This is a genomic window from Streptomyces sp. NPDC003635 (assembly GCF_053587635.1).
Genome location: NZ_JBSFOK010000032.1, coordinates 52,112 through 74,606 on the forward strand (window position 1 = coordinate 52,112; position 22,495 = coordinate 74,606).

Below are 22,495 nucleotides of genomic sequence, written 5' to 3' on the forward strand. Positions count from 1 at the left end.
TGGTGGTGGGACGGTTGCTGATGCTCAGCGCGAGGTGTCGAAGACCTCGTCGCGGGTCGTGGCCAGCGCGCTCTCCAGCGCGCCGCGCAGCACGGGCTGTTCGGTCACATCGCCCAGCACGAGCTGGGGCCGGGAGGCGGCGAGTTCCGCCAGTTCGGCCTGGACCAGGGCCAGCAGCCGCTCGCCCCCGGAGGCGAGGGCGCTGCCGCTGAGGACGACGAGTCCGGGGTCGAGCACGGAGACGAGCGAGGCGAGACCGGTGGCCAGACCGGTCGCGTAGGTGGCGAGGAGCTGCCGTTCGGGTCCGGCGCCGCTGTCCGCGGCCCGCGCCAGCACGGCGGCGGCGACCTCGGTGTACGGCCCCTCGGGGATGCCGCCGACGCCCAGCTCCCGGGCCAGCCGAGGGATGACCTGGGCGCCGGCCAGCTCCTGGTAGCCGCCGCTGTTGGTGCGGGTCACCTGGCGCACCAGGGGTGCGCCCGGCACCGGCAGGAAGCCGACCTCGCCGGCGCCGCCGGTGAAGCCGCGGTGCAGCCGGCCGCCGAGGACCAGGGCGGCGCCGAGTCCGGCCTCGTTCCACAGCAGCACGAAGTCGTCGTGGCCGCGGGCCGCGCCGAGCCGCTGTTCGGCGACGGCGACGAGATTGACGTCGTTCTCGTACTCCACCGGCATCGGCAGCGCGGCGGCCAGGTCGTCGAGGAGGCTCGGGGCGTGCCAGCCGGGCAGATGGGCGGCGTAGCGCAGCCGGCCGGTGCTCGGGTCGAAGGCGCCGGGGGTGCCTATGACCAGGCGCCGGATGTCGTCCCGGGCGAGCCCGGCCGCCTTCACGGCGCCGTCGAGGGCGTCGGTGACCTGCTGGACGACCGGCCGGGCGGGCCGCCGTCCCGGGGTGGGGAGCTCGAAGCGGCCGACGGTACGGCCGGTGATGTCGGCCACGGCGGCGAGGACGCGCTCGGGGGTGACGTCGAGTCCGCCCGCGTACCCGGCGGCCGGGTTGACCTCGTAGAGCTGGGCGCTGGGGCCCGGGCGACCCTCCGTGGTGCCGGTGGCCAGGACCAGTCCCGCGGCCTCCAGGCGGGCCAGCAGCTGGGAGGCGGTCGGCTTGGACAGCCCGGTGAGCTTGCCGATCCGGGTGCGGGACAGGGGCCCGTGCGCCAACAGCAGATCCAGGGCGGCGCGGTCGTTCATGGCGCGCAGGACGCGCGGGGTACCGGGCGTACCGGCGGTTCCTGCCATGGGATCTGCACCTGCCTTTCGGGGGGAAAGCCTCTCACGCCGCCGCGGGCGCCGGGAGGCGCCGTGAGCACCGCCGGGAGCACGGTCGCGTGCACTGTTAGGAAACTTTCCTATCGACTGACGAGGAAGGTAGGCCCGTGGGCCGGGGCCGTCAAGCCCCGGCGGCGAAACGGCCGACAACGGCGAAGCCCCGCCGGTGTGGTCCGGCGGGGCTGGGTCCGTCGCGTTCGGTGTGGTCCGGCGGGGCCTGGGTCCGTCGCGTTCGCGTTACTTCGTCACGCTCGGCGGAGTGAGGGGCGTCGCCGCCTGGGCCTGTGGGGAGGAGGTGTTGGCGTAGGCCGAGGGGGCGGCCACGGCCGCGGTCGGGTCGGCCAGGGACACGTCCTCCACGGCCAGCGGCGGCCGGCCGACGATCTGGATGTCCGCGGCGTCGAAGGCCCGCTTGATCCGCCAGCGCAGCTCGCGCTCCACCGTCAGCGCCTTGCCCGGCATGGTCTTCGCCGAGACCCGCACGACCATGGAGTCCAGCAGGACGCTGTCCAGACCGAGGGTCTCGATCGGGCCCCACAGCAGCTCGTTCCAGGGCTCTTCCTTGCTCATCCGCTCGGCGACGTCGGCGATCACGGCCTTCACCTTGTCCAGGTCCTCGGACGGCTGGACGGTCACGTCGACCCCGGCCGTCGACCAGCCCTGGGAGAGGTTGCCGATGCGCTTGACCTCGCCGTTGCGGACGTACCAGATCTCGCCGTTGTCGCCGCGCAGCTTCGTCACGCGCAGGCCGACCTCGATGACCTCACCGGAGGCGACGCCCGCGTCGATGGAGTCGCCGACTCCGTACTGGTCCTCCAGGATCATGAAGACGCCGGAGAGGAAGTCCGTGACGAGGTTGCGGGCGCCGAAACCGATCGCGACGCCCGCGACACCGGCCGAGGCCAGCAGCGGGGCGAGGTTGATCTCGAAGGTGCCGAGGATCATCAGGCCCGCGGTGCCCAGGATCAGGAAGCTGGCCACCGAGCGCAGCACCGAGCCGATCGCCTGCGAGCGCTGGCGCCGGCGCTCTACATTGACCAGCAGACCGCCGATCGCGGTGCCGTCGACCGCCTGGGCCGTGCGGTTCATCCGGTCTATGAGCTTGGTGATCGCCCGCCGCACCGCCACCCGCAGCACCGCCGCGATCACCAGGATCAGCAGGACCCTCAGACCGATCGCGAGCCAGGTCGACCAGTTCTCCTCGACCCAGCTGGCGGCGTTGGTGGCGCTCTCCTGGGCGTCCTGGAGCGACGGCACCGCCGGAGTCGTCTGCGAGGGCGACGGCGACGGGGTGGGACCGGCGGCCAGTAGGACGGCGGACAAGGACACGGCGGGTACCTCCAGGTGCGGCTTCTGCCTCCCGGTACGGCGGTCAAGGTCGGCTACGTAGCAAGGTCACGAAAGGGTCACCGAGGGGGCAGACCCACCACACTAACGGTGCATCGTGTGTGGATCGTTGCAATGTTCGGGGGAGAGACCGTACTCACCTGGGGATGAAGAAAGGTGTGGTCGAAAACACTCTCAGCCCGTTACCTGGACATGGTGGCGCTTTCACCAGGCCTGAGGGGAGACTGACTACAGATCGTCCCGGCGCGAGCCACGCGCCGCCGACGCCCAAGGAGGCATCCGTGCCGCATGTCCTGGTCCTCAACGCGTCGTACGAGCCACTCGGCGTCGTACCGCTCCGCCGCGCGCTCGTCCTCGTGCTCGAAAACAAGGCCGTATGCCTCGAGGAATCCGGCGCCTTCATGCACAGCGCAACCGTCACAGTCCCCGCACCAAGCGTGGTCCGGCTCAAGCGATTCGTCCGGGTTCCCTATCGGGGGCCCGTTCCTCTTACCCGCAGGGCGCTCTTCGCCCGCGACGGGGGCCGGTGCATGTACTGCGGTGGCGTCGCAACCAGCGTCGACCACGTCATCCCGCGCAGCCGCGGGGGCAAGCACGTCTGGGACAACGTGGTGGCTTCCTGCCGCCGCTGCAACCACGTGAAGGCCGACCGTCATCTGTTCGAGATCGGCTGGCGGCTGCGGCACAAACCGGCTCCGCCGACCGGTCTGGCCTGGCGCATCATCGGGACCGGGCATAGGGATCCGCGCTGGCTGCCGTACTTGCAGCCGTTCGGCGCGGATGACGCGTTGGCCCGGATCGACGGCATCTCCGCCTGAGGATCCGGGCCCTTTGTGTGTTGTCCGCGGGTGGCTGGGGGCTGTGCGCGCAGTTCCCCGCGCCCCTAAGTGACTCGACGCGCTCCCTTCAGCACGTACAGGGTGCCTCCCAGCAGGAAGAGGGCGGCGGCCGTGTTCCAGGCCGCCCCTCCCGCTTCCGGCTCCAGCAGCCATGCCCAGGGCGGGAGTGAGCCGCCGCCCCTCGTCCCCGATATCCCCAGGTACATCGCGCTCACGTACCCGAACACCGGGAGCCAGCTCAGTCTCGCGCCCAGGACCACCGCCGCCGCTGCCGTCAGGCCCGTGCAGCCGAGGGTGTTTCTGATCATGGCGGGTGGGCCGAAGGTCTGGGCGCTGGCGAGGACCGCCAGCGGGAGCAGGGCCGTGGCCAGGGCGGTCAGGGTCAGGAGGTGGATCGCGCGACGGCGCCACCAGGGGCGTACCGCCGTGCGGTCCAGTTCGTCGGAGGGGGAGTGAAGGCTGGTGCCGATCGCCGCCGAGGCCGGCAGGGGGGCCAGGGCCACCAGCGGGACCTGGCGGTCGGGGTCCAGGTAGGAGTCCAGGGCGTGGGCCGAGACGACCGCGAGGACGGTGGTCGCGGCGAGGGCCGCGAGCGTCTGCGGGAGGGTGCGGGAGCGGGCGTAGAGGAGGAGGCCGGTCGCGGTCACAGGGTCGGCACTCCCTTCGGGTCGCAGCGGTCCGCTGTCGCGAAGTACTCCGACAGCCAGGCCCTGCGCTCCTCGTCGTCCATCGCGAGCAGGCGGGCGCGGGCTCGCTTCTTCGTCTCGATGTCGGGGTCCAGCTTGTCGAAGTCCTCCTCCAGCGGGTTCGGCGCCAGGTAGTGCTCCACGGCGCTGTCCGTCCGGTCGAGGGCGGGGTCCGTGCGGTCGCAGTAGGCGCGGCCGCGCAGCATCATCCCGGCCTCCCAGGCGTACTGCTCGGGATCGGTGAGCTTTCCGCGTACGACCGACCAGCCCAGCGGCGTGACCATCGGCAGCCGGACCTCCTCGTCGCGTGCCTGGCCCGGACCGTCCTCGAAGCGGACCGGCACGTTCTGCACGCCCTCCAGGCGGCCCGTCAGTCCGGACAGAGCGTCGGTGATCTGCGGCAGGAGCTTCTCGTAGCGGGCGTTCACGCAGATCTGCGGGGTGGTGGAGGTGTCGCACACCTGGCGGCGGGCGACCGGGGTGGTGTGGCTCATGCCGTCGTCGCCGGTCTGCACGAGCAGTACGGCGGCGGCTGTCGCGGCGGTCAGCGGCAGCAGGGCCGTGACGCGGCGGCCGGCGGTGTGGGCGAGAACCGCGGCGGTGGCGAGGCCGCCGATCCAGGCCACCGTCACCGGGGGGTGCCACCACACCGGCGCCTCATGGTCGGCCGTGTCCAGCAGCGGGGACAGGGCGGCGAGCGCGCCCCGGCTGTCGTAGGACAGGGTGCCGAGGACGACGTACGCGGTGATCGCCAGCAGCGGGGCCGTCAGACGCCAGGGCAGGACGCGGCCCGCGACCTGGCCCGCGACCGCCGCGCTGCCGAGGACGAGGCTGTCCGCGAGCGGGACGAGGAGGTAGGGGCTGTCCCCGGTGGCGCAGTACGCGGTGGCCAGCAGCGCCAGTGCGGCTGCGGCCAGGTGTCCCGCGGCCACCCACAGGGCGAGCGGCAGGGCCGAGGCGAGGAAGCGGGGGAGCGGGCCGCGTACGGAGGTCTCCATCAGTTCGCCGGTACGGCTCCGGCGTTCCCGTCCGCCCTGCCAGCAGCCCGCCGCCAGCGCGAGCGGGATGCCGAGCAGTACCGCCGCCCCGTGGGTCCGGTTTCGGGTCTCCGCCCAGCCGCCCTGCCAGGTCTCGGCCGGTACGGCCAGCGCGACCAGCAGGGTGAGCAGGACCGCGCCGCCCGCCCAGGGGGCGAAGCCGCGCCGGACCTCGGGGCGCAGGGGGTGCCCGGTGACGCGGGGTCGCTCCGCGAGGAGGGTCATCGGACCGTCACCTCCCGTACACCGCCGGAGGCCCGGTGGACGCGCAGGGCCGCCGTGTAGCCGCGCTCGATGGGGTTGTCGCCGACGCCGTCCGCCGTCGTGCCGAGCTCGGTGAGGGACTCGGGGGTGCCGCGGTAGGCCAGGCGGCCGGCGGCGATCAGCGTGACCTCCGTGCAGGCCGCGGCCACGTCCTCCACCAGGTGGGTGGAGACCAGGACGGTGGCCGAGGCGCCCAGTTCGCGCAGCAGCTCGCGGAACTCCACCCGCTGCTCCGGGTCGAGGCCGGCCGTCGGCTCGTCCAGGAGCAGCACGCTCGGCTCGTTGACGATGGCCTGGGCGATGCCGACGCGGCGGACCATGCCGCCGGACAGCGTCTTGATCTTCGCGTCGATCCGGTCGGTGAGCCCGACCCGGGCGACGGCACGCTCCACGGCGGCCGGGGTGCCGGCGGCGGGCATCTCCTTCAGCCAGGCCATGTAGGCGACGAACTCGCGCACGGTGAAGCCGGGGTAGTAGCCGAACTCCTGCGGCAGATAGCCGAGCCGACGGCGGACGGCGGCCCGGCCGCGGGGGTCGCGGACGTCCTCGCCGAGGATGCCGACGTGGCCCTCGGACGGGGCGGCGACGGTGGCGAGGACCCGGATCAGCGAGGTCTTGCCCGCGCCGTTGGGGCCGAGCAGACCGTGCACGCCGAGGCCGAAGTCGAGGTCCAGTGAGTCGAGGGCGAGCGTCTTGCGGTGCCGGACACGCAGACCGGCCACCTGGATCGTGGTCAAGGGGGCTCCTTGAGAAGGGAGGTACGTCCTTCGTCGACTGAGAGGGGTTCAGCGCCGTTCGAGGCGGTCGTACGCGGTGCGGCGGGCGGCCAGCAGGGCCGCGCACACGACGGCGGCCGCCGCCCAGCCGCCCTGCGCCGGGGCGCCGCCGACGTAGGCGGAGAGCTGGTCCGTCAGACGGGCGGACAGCGCGTCGTCGGGGACGGCGAGCACGGGCGCGAGTACGGCGCACAGCCAGCCGCCGCCGGTCACGGCCGTCGCCGTGCGCAGCCCGAGCCAGCCGCCGAGGGCCAGCGAGGCCAGCGTCAGCGCGAGCCCGGGCAGCAGCCAGGCGGCGGCGCCCGGGGCGCCGTAGGACGGCAGGACGAGTCCGGCGAGGGTCAGCGGCGGCAGGCTCACCGCCAGCACGACCGCGGTCCGGGTCAGCACCAGCCGCAGGCCCGCGGAGGGCGTGGCCGCGGCCAGTTCGTGCAGGGGGTCGGCGTGGGCGCCGTAGGACAGGGCGACCCCGGCCACCGGCACGACGGGCGCGACGGCGAGCAGCAGCGGCCGCGCCCCCGCGAAGTCGGCCCCGTAGGCCAGCACCACGGCACCGACCGCCACCAGCAGCAGAGCGGGCAGCCAGGCACCCCGCACAGCGGGCCCGGCGGCCCAGAGCAGGCGGGCGGTACGGAGGCGGGCGGCAGGAGTCGGGGACTCGGCCGGGGAGGGGGGCCGCCTGCGGGGGGCGGCCCACCGGGGGCGGGAGGGGCGGAGACGCGCGGCTGAAGTCGGTGACTCGGCCGGGGAGGTGAGGTGCTTGTGCGGGGCGGCGCCCAGTACCGCCTCGCGTACGTCCGCCAGCACCGGGCCCGCCGCTGTCGCGGCGACCGCGCGGGAGACCCGGGTCGCGCAGGACGGGCAGGACTCCAGGTGCTTCTCCAGGGACCAGGCGTCCGGGTCGGGCAGGGTGCCGTCGGTGTAGCGCGTGACGAGGGCGTCCGGCGCGTGCCAGTCGGTCATGCCGGGCCTCCCAGCGGGGACGGGGTCAACTGGGCCAGAGCCACGCGCAGTTCGGCGCGGGCGCGCATCGCACGGGACTTGACGGTGCCTTCGGGGATACCGAGCAGGCGGGCCGTCTCACGAGTGGTGAGCCCGTCGACGACCGTGGCGCGCAGCACCTCGCGCAGCTCCGGGGAGATGCGGTCGAGTGCGGTGCCGACATCGCCGTACTCCAGTCCCGCCAGCACCCGCTCCTCGGCGGACGGCGTGGACGGCGCGGACGCGGTGGGGCCCTCGTCGATCGGTGTCGTCTCCAGGCGCCCGGCGCGCTCCTGCGCCCGCCGCGCGTCGATCAGCCGGCGCGCGGCGATCGTCCACAGCCAGCCGCCGGCCTCCTCGCCGCGGTGTGCCTCGGCCGAGCGCCACACCGTGACGAAGGTGTCCTGGAGGACTTCGCGCACCACCTCGGCGTCCGCGCAGCGCCGGGTCAGCCGGGCGTGCAGCCAGCCCGCGTGCCGGTCGTACAGCGCGGCCATCGCCGCCGAGTCACCGGCCGCGACGGCCCGCAGCAGCGCCGCGTCCGCCGGATCCCCGTCGTCCTTCTCCCGCTGGCCCCCCATGGGGCGGAACAGTCTCACACCCCGTCTATCGACGGCCTCGGCGGAGCCGGTTCACGGCTGCTCGACAGGGGCTCGAGCGCCGCTGTCGCCGAGGTGGGGCGCCGGTGGCCGCAGGGGCGGGATTGCCCCAGTCTGGAGGTGTCACGGCGGAGCGGAGTGTGACGAGAGGCACGTTGTCCGGCTGGGCACGTCTGCCGCCGCGCCCGCTGGGTAGGGCTGCGATAACCCGCAAGGGCCTGGCCGGCGGCGCCCCGCAGGACAGGCCGTAGGTCGCCGTACTCGACAAGGAGGCCCCCGTGGCCGCATCGGCACACCTTCTGCTCACCGCCCTGTCCAAACCCGAGGCGCTCACCGGGCCCGAACCGCACGCGTGCGTCTTCAGCGCGGAGAGCGCCTGCGCCGAAACCCCGCTGACCAGCGAACCTCCCCTGCCCGCCGCCGAGCCGCTGACCAGCGAGCCGGCCCTGCACGAGACCGCGCCGCTGACCAGCGAGGCGCCGATGTACGCGGCCGAGCCGCTCACCAGCGAGCCCCCGTTCGCCGCCGCCGAACCCCTCGCCGGTGAGGTCCTCCCCTTCGACCCGGACCCCGCGAGGTCGTAGATGGCAGAGCAGCGGTCGGCCGAACCCTCCCCGGAGCCCGAGTCACGGTCCGCGTCACCGTCCGCGTCGCGATCCGAGTCCGGATCCGACGGCACCCCGTCCCAGGACCTGGCGCGGCTCGCCGAACTGCACGGCGTCGCCACCTCCTACCGACCCTCCCCGGACCGCACGGTCCGCGCCTCGGCCACCGCGCTCACCCTGGCGCTCGCCGCGCTCGACGTCGACGCGCACACCCCCGAGGCCGTACGGCGCAGTCTGGCCGCACGCGAACACGAGCTGAAGCAGCGGCTGTTGCCACCGACCGTGGTGTGCTGGCACGGTTCCGGGCCGCCCGCCGCGCTCACCGGTCTGCCGCCCGGCACCCGGCTGCGGGTGCAGACCGAGCAGGGCGAGACCCGCGCCGCCGCCGACCGCCTCCCGCCCGGCGTCCACCGGCTGACCGCCACCGCGCCCGACGGCCGCACCGGCACCGCCCACCTCGTCGTCGCCCCGGCCCGGCTGCCCGTCGCCGCCGGCCGCTCGCACGGACTCCTCGTCCAGCTCTACTCCCTGCTCTCCCGGCGCTCCTGGGGCATGGGCGACCTCGGTGACCTCGCCGAACTGGCCGGCTGGGCGGGGCGGACGTTCGGCTCCGGCTTCGTCCAGGTGAACCCGCTGCACGCGGCCGTACCCGGCGCGCCCACCGACCCCTCCCCCTACCGGCCCTCCTCACGCCGCTTCCCCGACCCGGTGCACCTGCGCGTCGAGGACATTCCGGAGTACGCCCGGATCGAGGACCGGGAGCGGCTGCGGGCGCTGCTGGAACGCGCCGAGCGGCTGCGCGAGTCGGTGCTGGAGAAGGGCGCGCTGATCGACCGCGACGCCGTGTGGGAGCTGAAGCGGGAGGCACTGGAACTCATCCGCGAGGTGCCGCTCGGCCCCGGCCGGCGCGCCGCCTACGCCGACTTCCTCGCCGAGGAGGGCCAGGCCCTGGAGGACCACGCCACCTGGTGCGCGCTCGCCGAGGTGCACGGCTCCGACTGGCGCCGCTGGCCCGCCGCGCTGCGCGACCCCCGGTCGCCGGAAACGGCCCGGGCGCGCGGCGAGTTGATGGACCGCGTCGACTTCCACTCGCTGCTCGTCTGGCTCACCGACGCCCAGCTCACCGCCGCGCAGCGCACCGCCCGCGACGCCGGGATGGCCGTCGGGATCGTGCACGACCTCGCGGTCGGCGTGCACCCCGAGGGCGCCGACTCCTGGGCGCAGCAGGAGTACTTCGCCGTCGGGATGTCGGTCGGGGCGCCCCCGGACGCCTTCAACGCGCGCGGCCAGGACTGGGGCCTGCCGCCCTGGCGCCCGGACCGCCTGGCCGAGTCCGGCTACGCGCCGTACCGCAGACTGCTCAAGGCCCTCTTCCGGTACGCCGGGGCGCTGCGCATCGACCATGTCATGGGCCTGTTCCGGCTCTGGTGGGTCCCGCAGGGCCATCCCCCCACGGAGGGCACCTACGTCCGCCACGACGCCGAGGCCATGCTCGCCGTCCTGGTGCTGGAGGCCTCCCGCGCCGGGGCGTCGGTGATCGGCGAGGACCTGGGCACGGTGGAGCCGGGCGTGCGGGAGGCGCTGCGGGCGCGCGGAGTGCTCGGCACCTCGGTCCTGTGGTTCGAACGGGACTGGGAGGGCGACGGGCGTCCGCTGCCGCCGGAGACCTGGCGGTCCGACTGTCTGGCCACCGCCACGACCCACGACCTGCCTTCGACGGCCGCGCGGCTCACCGGTGACCATGTCGAACTGCGGCACAGCCTGGGCCTGTTGACCCGATCCCTGGAGGAGGAACGCGCGGAGGCCGCCGCCGACACCGGCGAGTGGCTGGCCCTGCTGTCCCGGCTCGGCCTGCTGCACGGCACGGGCGGTGGGCACGGTACGTCGCAGGAGGAGGCCGAGATCCAGGCCGTCCACCGCTTCCTGCTGCGCACCCCGGCGCGCATGGTCGGCGTCTGGCTCCCCGACACGGTGGGTGACCGCCGCCCCCAGAACCTGCCCGGCACCTGGGACCAGTACCCGAACTGGCGCCTGCCGATCGCGGACGCGGACGGCAGGCCGGTGACGCTGGAGGACCTGGCGTCGTCACCGAGGCTGCGCGCGCTGATGGAGGTGCTCAGACACCCGGAGGGGTAGGGCGGCGGAGGGCCCTCGCCTCGTATGCACCCCCCGGGCGAGCGCCCCCCGGAGCCATTCGATACTTTTGGCACCGTGGACAAGAAGAACGCCCTGCGCGCCGGCGCCCTGGCCGCCGGTACGACGCTGATGATGCTGCTCATGTCGTCCCCCGCGCTCGCGCTGACCCGCGACGACGGTGACGACCCCGGCTCCGGTCTGAGCGTCATCCAGACGCTGGGTCTGTTCGTCGTGGCCCCGATCGTCCTGTTCGCGGTCATCGCGGGCCTCGTCATGGTCCTGGACCGCTCGCAGGAGGCCCACCGCGTCAAGACCAAGCCGAAGGCGAAGGCCCCGGCGAAGGCCTGACCTCTCCCGAACTCTTCGAGGGCGCCGCTCCCACGGCCCGTACGCGCAAACCGCCGTACGGAGCCGGGGGCGGCGCCTTCCGTGTCTCCGGGGCCTCTTCGAGGTCCCCTTCCTCCGGCGTCTCGTCGAGCTCCGGCTCGGGCTCCGCCGCTGCCTCGGTGCCGGCGGTCCGCACCTCGTTCACGGGTTCGGAGCCGTCAGGTACCTCTGCACCGTCGGTGCCAGCCATGCCACCACCTCCTCGGCGGTGAGCGCCACGGCCGGCGGCAGCCGCAGCACGTAGCGGGTGAGCGCGAGCCCGAGCAGCTGTGTTGCGATCAGCGCGGCTCGCGCGGGGCTCTGCTCGGGGTCCGGGCAGACCTGCCGGGACAGCGGCAGCAGCTGCTCCCGGAAGATGTCCTGCATCCGCTCGGCCCCGGCGTGATTGGTGACGCCGACCCGGAGCAGGGCCGTGAGCACCTCGTTCTGCTCCCACAGATGCAGGAAGTGCAGCACCATCGCCTCGCCGACCTCCTGGCGGGGCAGTCTGTTCAGGTCCGGCAGTTTCAGGTCGACTGAGACGGCCGCCGCGAACAGCCCCTCCTTGTTGCCGTAGTAGCGCATCACCATCGACGGGTCGATGGCCGCGTCCTTGGCGATGGCCCTGATGGTGGCCCGTTCATAGCCGTCAGCTGCGAATCGTTCGCGGGCCGCGGCGAGGATCGCGTTGCGGGTGGTCTCCGATCGGCGCCGGCCGCCGCCGCCGGAATCGGTCACGGAGCTGCGTTCATTTCCAGTCATGCCAACAAGCGTAGGCCAACACACGTGGGCCAACAAGTGTTGACTCTGGATGGGGAGCGCCGTATCGTCGTCAACGAGCGTTGGCAAACAAGCGTTGGCGAGTCGTCGGAGGCGTCGGCTCTAGGAGGCCACCATGAACACCCCCCACTCCGTGATCGTCGTCGGCTGCGGCCCCACCGGCCTTCTGCTGGCCGGTGACCTCGCCGCCGCCGGTGTCCCCGTCACCCTCGTCGAGAAGCGCCCGCACAAGATCAGCAACCTGTCCCGGGCGATCGTGGTCCACGCCCGCACCCTCGAACTCCTCGACGCCCGCGCGCTCTCCGACGAGGTCGAATCCCTCGGCCGCCGGCTGGACCGGATGAACCTCTTCACCCGGCTCACCGTCGAGTTCGACACCCTCCCCTCCCGCTTCAACCACATCCTTCTTCTCCCCCAGTACGAGATGGAGCGGATCCTGGAGCGGCGCGCGTTCGAGGCCGGGGTCCGGTTCCGGTACGAGACCGAGGTGACCGGGCTCCGCCAGGACGAGGACGGCGTCACCGTCGCGACCCGGGGGCACGACGGGACGAGCGAGGAGCTGCGGGCGGCGTACGTCGTCGGCACCGACGGAATGCACAGCACCGTGCGCGGCGCGATCGGTCTGCCCTTCCCGGGCCGCTCCGTGATCCGCTCCGTCCTCCTCGCCGACGTCAAGCTCGCCGAGGAGCCCAAGGACCTGCTCTCCGTGCACTCCAACGGGGACGCCTTCGTCTTCTTCGCCTCCTTCGGCGACGGGTACTACCGCGTCGTCGCCTGGAACCGCAGCCGGGACATCCGGGAGAGCGAGCCGCTGCACCTGGAGGAGATCAGGGAGACCGTCCGGCTCGCGGCGGGCCGTGACTTCGGGATGCACGACGCCCGGTGGCTGTCCCGCTTCCACAGCGACGAACGCCAGGCGCCCTCCTACCGGGTGGGCCGGGTCTTCCTCGCCGGCGACGCCGCGCACGTGCACACCCCGGCCGGCGGCCAGGGCATGAACATCGGGATGCAGGACGCGGCCAACCTGAGCTGGAAGCTCGCCGCGGTGGTCCAGGGCCGTGCGCGGGACGCGCTGCTCGACACCTACCAGGCCGAGCGCCACCCCGTCGGCACCGAGGCCATGCGCAGCAGCGGCGCCATCGTCCGTCTCGCCATGGCCAAGCACTCCTGGACGCTGGGCCTGCGGGCGGTGGTCGCGACCACCCTCAACGCCCTCACCCCCGTCCGCCGCAAGCTGGCCCTCCAGATCACCGGCATCGGCGTGAAGTACGACGCCCCCTCGGGCGCCCACGCTCTCACCGGTTCCCGCGCCCCCGACGTGGAACTCGTGGGCGGTCGCCTCTACGAGGCCCTGCGCGGCGGCCGGTTCGTCCTGATCAGCCCGCAGGAGTGCGCGGACAAGACGGGCCTGGAGGACGTCCTGACGGTGGAGCGCCGGTCGGGCCGCGGGCGCGACAGCCGTACGACGGTGCTGGTGCGGCCCGACGGATACGTGGCCTGGGCGGCGGACGACGCCGACCCGGCGGCGGTCGAGGCGGCCGTCGAGGCGCACGTGGGGGAGCGGATCAAGCTGGCGCGCTGAGGCGTCGGGGGCCGGCGCCTCAGCCCTGCGGGGACTCGCGCGTCCCCGCCAGCAACTCCCTCAACAGGTCGGCCAGGTGGCCGGCCTGTTCGGCGTCGAGGGCGGACAGCGCCTCCGTCTGGACGGCGAGCCCCAGGCCGACCGCCTCGTCGACGAGCCGCAGCCCTTCCTCGGTGAGGGTGACCTGGAGTGCGCGCCGGTCGTGCGGGTCGGGGGACCTGCGCAGCAGCCCCGCCCGTTCCAGCTTGTCGAGGCGGCCGGTCATCCCCCCGGTGGTGAGCATCAGCGTCGCCGAGAGCTGGCGCGGCGAGAGGGTGTAGGGGGCGCCGGAGCGGCGCAGCGTGGCGAGGACGTCGAACTCGCCCCGGGCGAGGCCGATACGGCCGTACGCCTTCTCCATGCGATCGCCCATGGCGCGCGAGAGACGGAAGATCCGCCCGAAGACCTCCATCGCCGCGGTGTCGAGGTCGGGCCGTTCGGTGGCCCACTGGTCGATGATCGCGTCGACGGCGTCTCTGGGCTGTTCGGGGCGTGCGTCCATGGGCCGAGTATCGAGGCCGGGAGGGTCGGCCGCAAGAAAGTGGCTTGCTGGAAAGTGATGGACGGGAATGTAGCTTGCGAGAAAGTAGCTTAGAGGTAAGCTACTTTCCATCGACCTGGTCGACCCGCTGTCGTCGCCCCGCTGACGCCGACCTCCCGAAGGGTGCGCCCCATGGCCACCAGCCGACCCGCGCTCATCGCCCTCACCGCCCTGGCACCCGTCTCCTGGGGCACCACCTACTTCGTCACCACCGAATTCCTGCCGCCCGACCGCCCCCTGTTCACCGGCCTGATGCGCGCCCTGCCCGCGGGACTGCTGCTCCTGGCGCTGGCCCGGGTGCTGCCGCGCGGTGCCTGGTGGTGGCGGGCCGCGGTGCTCGGAGCCCTCAACATCGGCGCCTTCTTCCCGCTGCTGTTCCTGGCCGCGTACCGGCTGCCCGGCGGCCTCGCGGCGGTCGTCGGCTCCGTGGGGCCGCTCTTCGTGGTCGGCCTCTCGGCGCTGCTGCTCGGGCAGCGGCCGACGCCGCGGGCGCTGCTCACCGGGGCGTTCGCGGCCTTCGGGGTCAGCCTGGTCGTCCTGGAGCGGGTCGGCGCGCTGGACGTGCCGGGTGTCCTGGCGGCCCTCGCCTCCACCGCGTCCATGTCCACCGGCACCGTGCTGGCCAAGCGGTGGGGCCGCCCCGAGGGGGCCGGTCCGACCGCACTGGCCGGCTGGCAGCTCACCATCGGCGGTCTGCTCATCGCGCCGGTCGCCTTCCTGGCCGAGGGAGCGCCGCCCGCGCTGGACGCCAGGGCGCTCGGCGGCTACCTCTACCTCGCCGTGGCCGGTACGGCGGTGGCCTACTGGCTCTGGTTCCGCGGGATCGGCCGCCTCACGGCCACGCAGGTCACCTTCCTCGTCCCCCTCTCCCCGCTCACCGCGGCGGTGGTCGGCTGGGCCGCTCTGGGTGAGTCGCTGACGCCGGTGCAGCTGATGGGGATGGTGCTGGCGTTGGGGGCGACGGTGGCGGGGCAGTTGGTGCCGGGCGGGGATGGCCGGAGCGGACGATCATTCAGTTTCACTGCAAAGAATGCTCGAAAAGATTCGATGGACGTGACAGGTCCCGCGCTGCGACGGTAGATCCGACCGCGATCACCGAAGCGAAAGGGCCTTTGTGGCTGACCTGGCCGAGCACGTCTCCCGTACGACCTCCCGCGCGTCGATGCCGAGGGCGGCGGCCCCCGTCCTCGGTATCGCCTTCGCCGCCCTCGCCACGCTCGTCTGGTCCGGCAGTTTCGTCACCTCGCGGGCGCTGCACGACAGCGTGCCGCCGGTCCAGCACGCCTTCTGGCGCTGGGTCGTGGCGCTCGTGGCCGTCGCGCCCTTCGGGGCCCGGCAGGCCTGGCGGCAGCGGAAGGCGGTCCGTCGGCATCTCGGTTTCGTGCTGCTCGCCTCGCTCCTCGGGGTCACCCTGTACAACACCTTCGTCAACCAGGCGGGGTTGACCACCCCCGCCGCCAACATGGGCATGATCATGGCCGCTTCGCCGGTGCTGATGGCGGTGTTGGAGCGGACGAGCGGGGTGCGGCTGGGCGCGCGGCGGATCTGCGGTCTGTTCGTCGCGTGTGCCGGGGTGCTGCTGCTCGTCCGGGGTGGGGAGCGGTTCGCGGCGGGCGACCTGTGGATGATCGCCGCGGCCTGCTGTTTCGCCGGGTACAGCGCGCTGCTGCGGCGCAAGCCGGCGGAACTGGGCGGTGCGGCCTTCCTGTTCACGACGTTCCTCGTCGGCGCGGTGCTGCTGCTGCCGGCGCAGGGGGTGAGCCTCGCGGTGCAGGGCGGTTTCGAGCCCACGGCGGGCACCTTGCTGCCGCTTCTCTACGTCGGAGTCGTCTCCTCCGCGGTGGCGTTCTTCGCCTGGAACCGGGCGATCTCGCTGATCGGCGCGGGCCGTGCGGGGGTTGTCTACTACCTCCAGCCGGTGTGTGTGGCGCTGCTGTCGTGGGTGCTGCTCGGGGAGGCGGTCGGAGGGGCGCAGGTGCTGTCCATGGCGCTGATCCTGGGCGGGGTGGTGCTGGGTGCGGGGGCGCGGCGGTGACGTAGGTTGCCGCCATGGTCGAGTGGGACGTCCGGAAGCTACGGATTCTGCGGGAGTTGCGGGAGCGGGGGACGGTGACCGCCGCCGCCGAGGCCTTGCGGATGACTCCGTCGGCGGTGTCGCAGCAGCTGACGAATCTGGCGAAGCAGCTCGGGGTGCCGCTGCTGGAGGCCCACGGGCGGGGGGTGCGGCTGACGGACGCGGCGCGCTTGGTGCTGCGACATGCCGAGGCGGTGTTCGAGCAACTGGAACGGGCGGACGCGGAGTTGGGGGCGTATCTGCACGGGGAGGCCGGGGAGGTGCGGGTCGGGGCCTTCGCCACGGCGGTGCCGGCGCTGGTGGTTCCGGCGGTCCGGGCGCTGCGGGCGGCGCACCCCGGGGTGCGGGTTCAGGTGCGGGAGTCCGAGGCGGGGGAGGCGTACGAGCTGCTGGGGGCCGGGGAGGTCGACCTGGCGCTGTCGCTGGCGGCGCAGGCGCCGAGCGCGGTGGATCCCCGGTTCGCCCGGGTGACGTTGCTGGCGGATCCGCTGGACGTCGCCTTGCCGCGGGGGCATCGGTGGGCGGAGGCCCAGGAGGTACGGCTGGCCGATCTCGCCGAGGAGTCCTGGATCTTCGGGGAGAGCGGTCCGTGGTCGGAGATCACGCGAGGGGCGTGCGAGGCGGCGGGCTTCACCCCGCACCGAGGCCATGCGGCGACTGGCTGGACGGCGATCCTGGCGATGGTGGAGGCGGGCATGGGGGTGGCGCTGGTGCCCAGGATGGCGGCGGTGCCCCGGGGCGGCGTGGTGATGCGGGAGCTGGGAGCGGACCGGCCCGTACGGCATGTGGTGGCGGCGGTCCGAAAGGGCGCCGACGCCTCACCGGCGGTGGGTCGGGTGCTGGAGGCGCTGCGGGGGGTCGCTGAGGGGCTCGGCCAGTCGGGGCTGGGGCTGGGCTAGCTGGGTCTGCGGCTGCGGCTGCGGCTGTGGCTGGGTGTGGGGCGGGTTTCGCTCGCCCGTGCCGACGGGGTGCCTCCCCCAGAGGGGGCCCGTGCCGCCCCGGCGCCGCGACTGTCCGCAGTGACGCGGATGTGCATGGCGAGGGGCGCCCGGCACGGTACCGGGCGCCCCTCCTTGGGTCGTGCGGGCCGATTACTCGGCTGCCGCCGCGTCCGCCGCCTGGGCCTTCAGGGCCCGGTCCACCCCGGCTCGGGATTCCGAGATCAGGCGGCGCAGGGCCGCGTTCGGCTCGGCGGACGCCAGCCAGGCGTCCGTCTTGGCCAGGGTGTCCGCGGAGACCTGGACGGTCGGGTAGAGGCCCACCGCGATCTGCTGGGCGATCTCGTGGGAGCGGGTGTCCCAGATGCCCTTGACCACCTCGAAGTACTTGTCCGTGTACGGCGCCAGCAGCTCGCGCTGGTCCGTCTGGACGAAGCCTCCGATCACCGCCTCCTGGACCGCGTTCGGCAGCTTGTCGGACTCGATGACCGAGGCCCAGGCCTCCGCCTTCGCCTCCGGGGTCGGCCGGGCCGCACGGGCCGTCGCCGCGTGCCGCTCGCCCGCCGCCGTCTTGTCCCGCTCGTACTCGCTCGCGATCTCCGCCTCGTCGAAGCGCCCCACCGCCGCGAGCCGCTGCACGAACGCCCAGCGCAGCTCGGTGTCGACGACCAGGCCCTCGATCGCCTGCGAACCGTCCAGCAGCGCGTCCAGCAGGTCCAGCTGCTCCGGCGTCCGGGCCGTCGCCGCGAAGGCGCGCGCCCACGCCAGCTGGTGGTCCCCGCCCGCCGGCGCCGAGCGCAGGTGGGCCAGCGTCGCGTCCGTCCAGCGGTTCAGCAGCGCCTCCCGGCCCGCCGGGTCGGCGTACAGCTCGATCGCCAGCTTCACCTGGCGGTGCAGCGACTGCACCACGCCGATGTCGGACTCCTTGCCGATGCCCGACAGGACCAGGGACAGGTAGTCGCGGGTGGCGAGCTCCGCGTCGCGCGTCATGTCCCACGCCGACGCCCAGCACAGCGCCCGGGGCAGGGACGCCTCGAAGTCACCCAGGTGCTCCGTCACGAAGGCCAGCGACTGCTCGTCGAGCCGGACCTTGGCGTACGACAGATCGTCGTCGTTCAGCAGCACGACCGCCGGACGGCGCCTGCCGGTCAGCTGCGGTACGGACGTCAGCTCGCCGTCCACGTCCAGCTCGACGCGCTCGGCACGCACCAGCTTGCCGCTCGCCTCGTCGGGCTCGTACAGGCCGACCGCGATCCGGTGCGGACGCAGCGTCGGTTCACCCTGCGCGCCGACGGGCAGCGCCGGGGCCTCCTGGCGGATGGCGAAGGAGGTGATGACACCGTCCGCGTCCGTCTCGATCTCCGGGCGCAGGATGTTGATGCCGGCCGTCTCCAGCCACAGCTTCGACCAGGTCTTCAGATCCCGCCCGGACGTCTTCTCCAGGGCGCCGAGCAGGTCCGACAGACGGGTGTTGCCGTACGCGTGCGCCTTGAAGTAGGCCTGCACGCCCCGGAAGAACTCGTCCATGCCGACGTACGCGACGAGCTGCTTCAGGACCGAGGCGCCCTTGGCGTACGTGATGCCGTCGAAGTTGACCAGGACGTCGTCCAGGTCCCGGATCTCCGCCATGATCGGGTGGGTCGACGGGAGCTGGTCCTGGCGGTACGCCCACGTCTTCATGGAGTTGGCGAAGGTCGTCCACGCGTGCGGCCAGCGCGACCCGGGCGCGGAGGCCTGGCAGGCGATGGAGGTGTAGGTGGCGAACGACTCGTTCAGCCACAGGTCGTTCCACCACTCCATGGTGACCAGGTCGCCGAACCACATGTGGGCCAGCTCGTGCAGGATCGTCTCGGCGCGCACCTCGTACGCCGCGTCCGTCACCTTGGAGCGGAAGACGTACTGGTCGCGGATGGTCACCGCGCCCGCGTTCTCCATCGCGCCCGCGTTGAACTCCGGCACGAAGAGCTGGTCGTACTTCTGGAACGGGTAGTCGTAGTCGAACTTCTCCTGGAACCACTCGAAGCCCTGCCGGGTGACCTCGAAGATCGCGTCCGAGTCGAGGTACTCGGCGAGCGAGGGGCGGCAGTAGATGCCGAGCGGGACGGACTGGCCGTCCTTCTCGTACACGCTGTGCACGGAGTGGTAGGGGCCGACGATCAGCGCGGTGATGTAGCTGGAGATCCGCGGGGTCGGCTCGAAGGCCCAGACGTCGTCCGTGGGCTCGGGCGTCGGGGAGTTCGAGATGACCGTCCAGCCGGTCGGCGCCTTCACCGTGAACTGGAAGGTGGCCTTGAGGTCCGGCTGCTCGAAGGACGCGAAGACCCGGCGGGCGTCGGGCACCTCGAACTGGGTGTAGAGGTAGGCCTGGTTGTCGACGGGGTCGACGAACCGGTGCAGGCCCTCGCCGGTGTTGGTGTACGCGCAGTCCGCGGTCACCCGCAGGACGTTACGGCCCTGAAGCAGCCCGGGGAGCGCGATCCGGGAGTCCTTGAAGACCTCGTCCGGGTCGAGCGCGTCGCCGTTGAGCGTCACCTCGTGCACCGCCGGGGCCACCAGGTCGATGAAGGACTCGGCGCCGCCCTCCGCGACGTCGAAACGCACCGTGGTCACGGACCGGTAGGTGCCGCCCTCCTGCGCGCCGGAGAGGTCGAGATCGATCTCGTACGAGTCAACGGTGAGCAGCTTCGCCCGCTGCTGCGCCTCTTCGCGAGTCAGGTTTGTGCCAGGCACGCGGTCATCTCCTCGTTATGTGTGGGTTCGGTCATCCTTCCACGAACTGCGGAAAGGGCGGTCACCTCGGTGAGGTGACCGCCCTTTCGACTGTGACCGGCGTCAGGCCTTCAGCTCGGCCGCCACCAGCTCCGCGATCTGGACCGCGTTCAGCGCGGCGCCCTTGCGGAGGTTGTCGTTGGAGATGAACAGGGCCAGGCCGTTCTCGACGGTCTCGTCGGTGCGGATGCGGCCGACGTACGAGGCGTCCTTGCCGGCCGCCTCGAGCGGCGTCGGGATCTCGGAGAGCGCCACACCCGGCGCCCCGGCGAGCAGCTCCGTCGCCCGCTCCGGGCTGATCGGGCGGGCGAAGCGGGCGTTGACCTGGAGGGAGTGGCCGGAGAAGACCGGGACCCGGACGCAGGTGCCGGAGACCTTCAGCTCCGGGATCTCCAGGATCTTGCGGGACTCGTTGCGGAGCTTCTGCTCCTCGTCGGTCTCGTTCAGGCCGTCCTCGACGAGGTTGCCGGCGAAGGGCAGCACGTTGAAGGCGATGGGCCGCTTGTAGACCTGCGGCTCGGGGAAGTCGACCGCGCCGCCGTCGTGGGTCAGCTTCTCCGCGTCCGCGACGACCTTTTGGACCTGGCCGTGCAGCTCCGCCACGCCCGCCACGCCCGAGCCGGACACCGCCTGGTAGGTGGTGGCGACCAGCGCCTCCAGGCCCGCCTCGGCGTGCAGCGCCTTCAGCACCGGCATCGCGGCCATCGTGGTGCAGTTCGGGTTGGCGATGATGCCCTTGGGCCGGTCGGCGATGGCGTGCGGGTTGACCTCCGACACCACCAGCGGGACCTCGGGGTCCTTGCGCCAGGCCGAGGAGTTGTCGATCACTACCGCGCCCTGCGAGGCGACCTTCTCGGCCAGCGCCTTCGAGGTCGCGCCACCCGCGGAGAACAGCACGATGTCCAGGCCCGTGTAGTCGGCCGTCGCCGCGTCCTCCACCGTGACGCCGTCGAGGACCGTCCCCGCCGAGCGGGCCGAGGCGAACAGGCGCAGTTCCGTGACCGGGAAGTCGCGTTCCGTGAGGATCCTGCGCATGACCGTGCCGACCTGACCGGTGGCTCCGACGATTCCGACCCTCACGGTGACTCCTTCGCTGTGGCGATTGCGTGGCCTGGACGTTTCCATGATGCGTCCCATCCAGGCCGTTGTGTCCAATCGTTTGCCCGAGTGATGGGACGCCACTCCTGTCAGGGGCGCGGTTCGATCACCCACTCCCCGAGCGCCCTGACGTGCAGGATCGAGGTCCCGACGCGGTGCGGGCCGGAAGAATTGGTGGTTTTCCGCTGGGGGAACAGGTTTTTCGTCCAGCTCGTAGACGTGCCTGAGGCCGCTCGTGCCGACCAGCACCATCTCGCTCTCGGCCCCGATGTGACATACGACTCCGTTCCAGCCACCCGGACCGCCCCAGACGGGACCTGCGAGGTCCGCCGCAGGGTCATCAGTGTGGGTGGCCCCTGGTAGCGCAGGACCAGATGTGAAGAAAAGATTCCGCGGTTCGGATCGAACGTTTCCCTTCCGACCGGCGTCATAGGGGAAACGCGGCGAGGGGAGGGTGGCTGTGCTGCGCAGATTGGCCCGTCGTGGCCAGGGGGACGGTGCGCCGGAGGCGCCGGACGATCCCCTGGACGCGGCTCAGGAACGTCGGGTGCGGGCGGTGCTCGCGCTCGGCGGGGTGCCGCAGGCGGACCTGCCGGACGGGGTGCAGCAGGTCCGCCTGCGGCTGTTGGAGCGGGCGGCGAGCGGACGGGAGGCACCCCGGGACGTCTCCGCGTGGGCGGCGGTGGTCGCCTCCAACCTCGCCATGGACTGGCACCGGGCCAAGCGCCGCCAGGAGCGGCTCGGCGAACGCCTCGCGTCGCTGCGCCAGTCGGAGCATCCCTCCGGCGAGGACACCAGCGTGCTCTCCCTCGCCGTCGCCCAGGGCCTGGACGAACTGCCCGACGCCCAGCGCCAGGTGGTCGTCCTGCGCTTCTTCGCCGACCTGCCCGTGCGCGACATCGCCGAGCAGCTCGCGATCCCCGAGGGCACGGTCAAGAGCAGGCTGCACACGGCGGTACGGGCTCTGCGCGCCCGCTTGCACGAGGACGAGGTGGTGTGACGTGACCGCCGAACACAGCGGCATCGACGCCTTGATGGCCGCGATCACCGACGAACCCCTGCCCGAGGAGGCCGACGCCGCCTTCCTGGCCGAACACCGCCGGGCCACCGCCGACCTCGCCGTGCTGCGGGAACAACTGGACATCATCGGCCGCGTGCTGGCCGAGCCGGGAGAACCCGCTCCGGCACCCCGACCGGCTCCCGCCCCTCGTCCGGTACGACCGGTCAGGCGCCGGATGTTCCGTATCGCCGTCGGCTCGCTCGCCGTGGCCGCCGCCGCGAGCGTGGTCGCGGGGCTCGGCTGGCTGGTGGCGCAGTCCGGGTCGGGTGCCGCGGACAGCAGCGCCGACTCGGCGGCGAGCGGCGCCAAGGAGGCGCAGCAGGACAGCGCAGGTGTCCTGTTCGGCAGCCCTCGCTACCTGTCCTGCGCGTACCTGGTCGCCGAGGGCACCGTCACCTCCGCCGAACCGGTCGGCGAGCCCACCGCCGACCCCGCGCTGATCCGGGTGAGCGTCCACGTCAGCCGTTTCCACAAGCCGGAGAAGGCGGGGGAGAAGGACCTCACCTACGTCATCGACGAGAACACCGCGCCCCCGCTGCGCGCGGGCGACGAGGTCCTGTTCGGCGTTCCCGAGAAGGGCGCCCCACCCGACATGTGGGTCGTGGGAGAGCGGGAGATCGCCATGGAGCGGGAGTGGGTCACCCGGTCGCTGCCCGAGTCCCGGTCCCTGAAGTGCGGATGAGCGCGTGAGAAAGGGCGGGCGCCCGCGACC

Annotated in this window: 21 protein-coding genes; 10 read left to right on the top strand and 11 right to left on the bottom strand. The window is 72.8% G+C overall.

Annotated features, from left to right (window positions below):
- Positions 1-24 precede the first annotated feature (24 nt).
- Positions 25-1,236, bottom strand: coding sequence for an ROK family transcriptional regulator (locus ACWDRW_RS26760; RefSeq protein WP_451726611.1), 1,212 nt, complete (start codon positions 1,234-1,236; stop codon positions 25-27).
- 267 nt (positions 1,237-1,503) lie between these two features.
- A complete protein-coding gene (locus ACWDRW_RS26765) occupies positions 1,504-2,595 on the bottom strand; it encodes a mechanosensitive ion channel family protein (RefSeq protein ID WP_451726613.1) in 1,092 nt (363 codons plus the stop codon).
- A 299-nt stretch (positions 2,596-2,894) separates the two neighbouring features.
- Between ACWDRW_RS26765 and ACWDRW_RS26770 the strand changes: the two genes are divergently transcribed.
- Entirely contained in the window at positions 2,895-3,431 is a 537-nt protein-coding gene (locus ACWDRW_RS26770) for an HNH endonuclease (RefSeq protein ID WP_109498769.1), read from the top strand.
- 65 nt (positions 3,432-3,496) lie between these two features.
- On the opposite strand, the gene ACWDRW_RS26775 is transcribed toward ACWDRW_RS26770, so the two are convergent.
- Genes ACWDRW_RS26775 through ACWDRW_RS26795 form a run of 5 tightly spaced genes read right to left on the bottom strand, consistent with a single transcriptional unit; the run spans position 3,497 to position 7,777 of the window.
- Positions 3,497-4,099, bottom strand: a complete 603-nt coding sequence (locus ACWDRW_RS26775) for a hypothetical protein (RefSeq protein WP_451726615.1) — start codon at positions 4,097-4,099, stop codon at positions 3,497-3,499.
- The gene (locus ACWDRW_RS26780) at positions 4,096-5,400 is read right to left on the bottom strand and encodes a hypothetical protein (protein WP_451726617.1); all 1,305 of its coding nucleotides are present in this window, start codon (positions 5,398-5,400) and stop codon (positions 4,096-4,098) included. The genes ACWDRW_RS26775 and ACWDRW_RS26780 overlap by 4 nt, the downstream gene beginning before the upstream one ends.
- The gene (locus ACWDRW_RS26785; protein ID WP_451726619.1) at positions 5,397-6,176 is read right to left on the bottom strand and encodes an ABC transporter ATP-binding protein; all 780 of its coding nucleotides are present in this window, start codon (positions 6,174-6,176) and stop codon (positions 5,397-5,399) included. Before ACWDRW_RS26785 ends, ACWDRW_RS26780 begins: the two co-directional genes overlap by 4 nt.
- A gap of 48 nt (positions 6,177-6,224) precedes the next feature.
- Complete coding sequence (locus tag ACWDRW_RS26790; RefSeq protein WP_451726621.1) at positions 6,225-7,178, bottom strand: zf-HC2 domain-containing protein; 954 nt, start codon at positions 7,176-7,178, stop codon at positions 6,225-6,227.
- On the bottom strand, positions 7,175-7,777 hold the full coding sequence (locus ACWDRW_RS26795; RefSeq protein WP_451726623.1) for an RNA polymerase sigma factor: 603 nt from the start codon (positions 7,775-7,777) through the stop codon (positions 7,175-7,177). Before ACWDRW_RS26795 ends, ACWDRW_RS26790 begins: the two co-directional genes overlap by 4 nt.
- A 296-nt stretch (positions 7,778-8,073) precedes the next feature.
- Here ACWDRW_RS26795 and ACWDRW_RS26800 point away from each other — a divergent pair, with 296 nt between their 5' ends.
- The 3 genes from ACWDRW_RS26800 to ACWDRW_RS26810 all read left to right on the top strand — a co-directional run bounded on the left by ACWDRW_RS26800 (position 8,074) and on the right by ACWDRW_RS26810 (position 10,884).
- Positions 8,074-8,379 carry a hypothetical protein gene (locus tag ACWDRW_RS26800; RefSeq protein WP_451726625.1) on the top strand — a complete coding sequence of 102 codons (306 nt, stop codon included), beginning with the start codon at positions 8,074-8,076 and terminating at the stop codon, positions 8,377-8,379.
- Entirely contained in the window at positions 8,380-10,536 is a 2,157-nt protein-coding gene (gene malQ, locus ACWDRW_RS26805) for a 4-alpha-glucanotransferase (RefSeq protein WP_451726627.1), read from the top strand.
- A 75-nt stretch (positions 10,537-10,611) separates the two neighbouring features.
- Positions 10,612-10,884, top strand: coding sequence for a hypothetical protein (locus ACWDRW_RS26810; RefSeq protein WP_451726629.1), 273 nt, complete (start codon positions 10,612-10,614; stop codon positions 10,882-10,884).
- Positions 10,885-11,064: 180 nt separating this feature from the next.
- On the opposite strand, the gene ACWDRW_RS26815 is transcribed toward ACWDRW_RS26810, so the two are convergent.
- On the bottom strand, positions 11,065-11,664 hold the full coding sequence (locus ACWDRW_RS26815; RefSeq protein ID WP_451726631.1) for a TetR/AcrR family transcriptional regulator: 600 nt from the start codon (positions 11,662-11,664) through the stop codon (positions 11,065-11,067).
- 133 nt (positions 11,665-11,797) lie between these two features.
- Between ACWDRW_RS26815 and ACWDRW_RS26820 the strand changes: the two genes are divergently transcribed.
- A complete protein-coding gene (locus tag ACWDRW_RS26820; RefSeq protein WP_451726633.1) occupies positions 11,798-13,264 on the top strand; it encodes an FAD-dependent monooxygenase in 1,467 nt (488 codons plus the stop codon).
- Positions 13,265-13,283: 19 nt separating this feature from the next.
- Here ACWDRW_RS26820 and ACWDRW_RS26825 read toward each other — a convergent pair whose 3' ends face one another.
- Entirely contained in the window at positions 13,284-13,805 is a 522-nt protein-coding gene (locus ACWDRW_RS26825) for a MarR family winged helix-turn-helix transcriptional regulator (RefSeq protein ID WP_451726635.1), read from the bottom strand.
- Positions 13,806-13,976: 171 nt separating this feature from the next.
- Here ACWDRW_RS26825 and ACWDRW_RS26830 point away from each other — a divergent pair, with 171 nt between their 5' ends.
- Genes ACWDRW_RS26830 through ACWDRW_RS26840 form a run of 3 tightly spaced genes read left to right on the top strand, consistent with a single transcriptional unit; the run spans position 13,977 to position 16,817 of the window.
- Positions 13,977-14,924 carry an EamA family transporter gene (locus ACWDRW_RS26830; protein WP_451726637.1) on the top strand — a complete coding sequence of 316 codons (948 nt, stop codon included), beginning with the start codon at positions 13,977-13,979 and terminating at the stop codon, positions 14,922-14,924.
- Positions 14,925-14,967: 43 nt separating this feature from the next.
- Positions 14,968-15,879, top strand: a complete 912-nt coding sequence (locus ACWDRW_RS26835; RefSeq protein WP_451726698.1) for a DMT family transporter — start codon at positions 14,968-14,970, stop codon at positions 15,877-15,879.
- Positions 15,880-15,893: 14 nt separating this feature from the next.
- On the top strand, positions 15,894-16,817 hold the full coding sequence (locus ACWDRW_RS26840; protein ID WP_451726639.1) for a LysR family transcriptional regulator: 924 nt from the start codon (positions 15,894-15,896) through the stop codon (positions 16,815-16,817).
- Positions 16,818-17,009: 192 nt separating this feature from the next.
- Here ACWDRW_RS26840 and pepN read toward each other — a convergent pair whose 3' ends face one another.
- Both pepN and ACWDRW_RS26850 read right to left on the bottom strand, forming a co-directional pair.
- Complete coding sequence (pepN, locus tag ACWDRW_RS26845) at positions 17,010-19,586, bottom strand: aminopeptidase N (protein WP_451726641.1); 2,577 nt, start codon at positions 19,584-19,586, stop codon at positions 17,010-17,012.
- 102 nt (positions 19,587-19,688) lie between these two features.
- The gene (locus ACWDRW_RS26850; RefSeq protein WP_451726643.1) at positions 19,689-20,705 is read right to left on the bottom strand and encodes an aspartate-semialdehyde dehydrogenase; all 1,017 of its coding nucleotides are present in this window, start codon (positions 20,703-20,705) and stop codon (positions 19,689-19,691) included.
- Between the two features lie 472 nt (positions 20,706-21,177).
- Here ACWDRW_RS26850 and ACWDRW_RS26855 point away from each other — a divergent pair, with 472 nt between their 5' ends.
- Positions 21,178-21,723 carry an RNA polymerase sigma factor gene (locus ACWDRW_RS26855; protein ID WP_451726645.1) on the top strand — a complete coding sequence of 182 codons (546 nt, stop codon included), beginning with the start codon at positions 21,178-21,180 and terminating at the stop codon, positions 21,721-21,723.
- Between the two features lies 1 nt (position 21,724).
- Positions 21,725-22,465 carry a hypothetical protein gene (locus tag ACWDRW_RS26860; RefSeq protein ID WP_451726647.1) on the top strand — a complete coding sequence of 247 codons (741 nt, stop codon included), beginning with the start codon at positions 21,725-21,727 and terminating at the stop codon, positions 22,463-22,465.
- Positions 22,466-22,495 lie beyond the last annotated feature (30 nt).

Bases quoted from the DNA above. Each gene is read 5' to 3' on its own strand.
- ACWDRW_RS26760 (WP_451726611.1), bottom strand. From the start codon at position 1,236: ATGGCAGGAACCGCCGGTACGCCCGGTACCCCGCGCGTCCTGCGCGCC.
- ACWDRW_RS26780 (WP_451726617.1), bottom strand. From the start codon at position 5,400: ATGACCCTCCTCGCGGAGCGACCCCGCGTCACCGGGCACCCCCTGCGC.
- ACWDRW_RS26790 (WP_451726621.1), bottom strand. From the start codon at position 7,178: ATGACCGACTGGCACGCGCCGGACGCCCTCGTCACGCGCTACACCGAC.
- ACWDRW_RS26795 (WP_451726623.1), bottom strand. From the start codon at position 7,777: ATGGGGGGCCAGCGGGAGAAGGACGACGGGGATCCGGCGGACGCGGCG.
- malQ (WP_451726627.1), top strand. From the start codon at position 8,380: ATGGCAGAGCAGCGGTCGGCCGAACCCTCCCCGGAGCCCGAGTCACGG.
- ACWDRW_RS26815 (WP_451726631.1), bottom strand. From the start codon at position 11,664: ATGACTGGAAATGAACGCAGCTCCGTGACCGATTCCGGCGGCGGCGGC.
- ACWDRW_RS26820 (WP_451726633.1), top strand. From the start codon at position 11,798: ATGAACACCCCCCACTCCGTGATCGTCGTCGGCTGCGGCCCCACCGGC.
- ACWDRW_RS26825 (WP_451726635.1), bottom strand. From the start codon at position 13,805: ATGGACGCACGCCCCGAACAGCCCAGAGACGCCGTCGACGCGATCATC.
- ACWDRW_RS26830 (WP_451726637.1), top strand. From the start codon at position 13,977: ATGGCCACCAGCCGACCCGCGCTCATCGCCCTCACCGCCCTGGCACCC.
- ACWDRW_RS26840 (WP_451726639.1), top strand. From the start codon at position 15,894: ATGGTCGAGTGGGACGTCCGGAAGCTACGGATTCTGCGGGAGTTGCGG.